Source organism: Candidatus Kuenenia sp., from assembly GCF_039794105.1.
In the GTDB taxonomy this organism is placed as follows: Bacteria; Planctomycetota; Brocadiia; order Brocadiales; family Brocadiaceae; genus Kuenenia.
Map to the genome: position 1 here is coordinate 1 of NZ_JBDIWA010000070.1, position 3,179 is coordinate 3,179.

Sequence of the window (3,179 nt, forward strand, 5' to 3'; positions counted from 1 at the left end):
TCGTCCCTCGCCCTTACGTTTTTCAAAAAACTAAATTGTTACGTAAATTCCAGGACAGCCTGTTAAGGGGATAGTCCTATTTCATAAAATCTTTTAGTTGATTATCGTCGTTCTTTTTCTTTTCTGCGATATAATCCTCTATAATCTTATTTTCATCAGGAGTTACCTCGCTGAACTGAACGGCGAATTTATAATTATCATATGCATTTGTTTTGGTGGAATGGTCGATACGAATGACAGTCCCCTGTAATCGTAACTGTTGAGATTCAAATTTATTCATGGGTAGTTTGAAGGCTATTTGTACTTTTGTCTTCAGGGGAAGAAATTCTTCTAACACGCAATGTGCTCCCCCGCTACTCAGGTTTAATATCATCCCTTTGAGCGAATTATAATATGCGCTGATTATCATGGGGATGCAGGTGTTTATTCGTTGATGTTCACGTCTTTGTTCAAAATCGTTATTTTCTTTCATGTCGTTTCTTTCTCTATTAATGACAGTAAGATGGTTCGTCTAAAGAAAAAAGGGAAAGCCTTAATAATTGTTTTCTCAATCCGCAGTCTGCAATCTACAATCGGCAAACTGCAGATTGTAGATTGGGGATTGCCGACTGCCGACTGCCGCAGAGGCATATTACTCATCCGCTTCAAACGGGTCATCCACAATCCTTCCGTTAAATTTGTCCATATGGATTTGCGCATATTCTCTTTGTTGAAAGGCGTGGATGCGATTATCGTTGGTTTCATTGGTAATGAGTTCGCTCTCAACAAAATATGCCATGTAGGAATCTATCTTGTTGCCGCGTATTTCGTCAGTGACAATAACGTGGTCAACAGCGTGTTTATTGTTTTTAAACCATTGCACGGCGCAATAGATGGAGCAAAACTTTTTAACAACGCGGTCCTTTAGAACGATTTCAACTTTGTAAATGGGCGGAACCGGAGAGCCATCATAATCGCAGCGGGGATATTTTACGTATTTTTGATAAAATACCCCAAGGGTTGCAATTATAAGAAAGAGGGCAATGCCTGACCAGAATTTTTTTGTCATATCACGTTAAAACGAGGTGTATTGTTACCATTAATAATGACGTCAAAAAACAAAACACGGCCAAACTGTTTATCCGTGTTACGAATAATTCAATTATCTGTTCTGCAGAAGAGTTTTTACCCAGAAAACGTAGTATGTTTATCCAGCCGATGCCGAAAATGCCGATGATAAATAATCCAAGCATGATAGACGCATCCGGCACTATGCCATTCCCTATAAAACAATACAGGCAATGGTGAAAGGGGAGTTGCATGAGTTTTGGTGCGATTATTTCAATGAACGAAAGCAGCGTAACAGGGATATTTACGAGTCCTGTTCCCGATTGAAGATAAAGTAATGTCTTGTCTGACACAGGTATCAAATATCTCCATCTTTTTGAAAGGGACAAAAATAACAGGATGATAAGGATGATGTTTATAGAATAATAAAGAAGGAATAATGCCTTATCAAAATTTTCCCCGAAGATGGCTTGGGGGATCATGGCGGAAGGGCGCAATGGAACGTCAAAGAAGGTAGCGCAACAGGAAACAGATATAAGAGGTTTCATTGACAGCAGGTAATAGACGTCCGCGCCGCTGTCAACAAAGAGTATTCCGCATATGGGAATGAGAAAAAGCAATATTTTTCTGGTGAACGGTGATGTGGGATGCGCCTTATCCGCATAATAACAAAAAATCCATCCCCCCATTATGAAAAATGAAATGGGTTTTATGATTTGAAGGAAAGCGGCTGTAACGGGCAAAATCTGCGTTACGCCAAATATGCACATTGCGCCCGGCACTTCAGACACAAAGCTTTGGAGCATAAAGTAAAACCATGGCCACGCAAGCATTCGTATACCGATAACGACGCACGCTATCAGGAATATCAGGTATCCTTTTTGTTCATATTTTGTTTTTGATTCTAATGGGACAAAGGCGTCAAATGTCAGAATCGCCCTGAGTGTTGTAAAAAGGAGGAATCCCCCCAGAGAGAGCGAAACTGCCGCAATAAATAACATAATGATGGTGTAGATGTTAAGAATCATTGGAGCCTGCCATTTCTCATGGTAAACGTTTCATCCGCGATTTCCTTAAAACGGGGATCATGTGTTGCTACAACGATAGTAGCGCCTCTGTTTTTTAATTCAGTCAGCATGCTCAGCAGTTTTACGCAAGTTTCTTCGTCAATATTAGACGTTGGTTCGTCAGCAATAATGATTTCAGGGTTGTTTATCAGCGCCCGTGCAATCGCCACACGCTGCTGTTGTCCGCCGCTTAGCTCTTCCGGTGTATGGGTCGCCCTATCTCCAAGATCCATCATTTCCAAAAGTGTTTTTGCCCTTTCGAAACGTTCTTTTGCGCCAATCCCCACAGGAATGAGCGGATACGAAACGTTTTCCCAGCCGGATAGTCTGGGAATAAGCATAAAATCCTGAAAGATAAAACCGATCTTTTTGCGTCGTACTACAGAAAGGGCGATGTCGGAAAATGCGGTGATCTCCTCTTCGTCAATAAATACTTTACCGGTAGTCGGCCTGTCTAACGTCCCGATAATGTTGAGCAGTGTAGTCTTGCCTGAACCCGAAGGCCCTTTCAGTACGACAAAACTATTTTTGGCGATAGCGAGATTTACCTCCTCTACGGCGCGTACTTCGTGTTTTGTGTGGGCATTGTACCATTTGCACAGGTTTTCCACACGTATCATTATTTCATTGCAACAACCGGTGATTCGGTTGAAGCCCTCCATGAGGAATAGATGCTCCCTACCATTGTTAAGAGAAAGGCAAAGAAAAAACCCAACAAAAGCGGCAGCGGAAGGAATTTCGAAGGCACGTTAAATTTGGGCAAAAGGGTTGTTTCCGCAATGAAAAATTGACCTATGAACGCCCCGTTGAATACCCTGATCCAAAGGATTGATACAATAATTGCTACGGTTGCCCCGAGCATGCTGATGAGTAATTGTTCAAAAGTAATGAGTTCCAGCACTTCGAGCGTATTCCATCCGGTTGCCTTCATGATGCCAATCTCTTTTCTCCGGTCCGACAATCCGAAACCTGACGCTACAAGAATTGCAGGTATGCCCAGGGCAAAGGCGACAACATATAATGCGGTAAAAATCCCTTCTTTCAGCAAAAATCCCTTTTTTACAA

At 41.9% G+C, this 3,179-nt stretch carries 5 protein-coding genes; all 5 read right to left on the minus strand.

The annotated features are described in order from the left end of the window. Positions 1–76: 76 nt before the first annotated feature. A complete protein-coding gene (locus ABJL82_RS16455) occupies positions 77–472 on the minus strand; it encodes a PilZ domain-containing protein (RefSeq protein ID WP_347275797.1) in 396 nt (131 codons plus the stop codon). A gap of 159 nt (positions 473–631) precedes the next feature. Continuing rightward, positions 632–1,048 carry a hypothetical protein gene (locus tag ABJL82_RS16460; protein WP_347275799.1) on the minus strand — a complete coding sequence of 139 codons (417 nt, stop codon included), beginning with the start codon at positions 1,046–1,048 and terminating at the stop codon, positions 632–634. A 1-nt stretch (position 1,049) separates the two neighbouring features. Continuing rightward, on the minus strand, positions 1,050–2,075 hold the full coding sequence (locus ABJL82_RS16465) for a hypothetical protein (RefSeq protein ID WP_347275800.1): 1,026 nt from the start codon (positions 2,073–2,075) through the stop codon (positions 1,050–1,052). Then, positions 2,072–2,734 (minus strand): ABC transporter ATP-binding protein, encoded by a 663-nt coding sequence (locus tag ABJL82_RS16470; protein ID WP_347275801.1) that lies wholly within the window; start codon positions 2,732–2,734, stop codon positions 2,072–2,074. Before ABJL82_RS16470 ends, ABJL82_RS16465 begins: the two co-directional genes overlap by 4 nt. Next, a partial coding sequence (locus tag ABJL82_RS16475; protein ID WP_347275802.1) for an FtsX-like permease family protein occupies positions 2,734–3,179 on the minus strand: 446 nt, incomplete at its 5' end. The genes ABJL82_RS16470 and ABJL82_RS16475, both read right to left, overlap by 1 nt.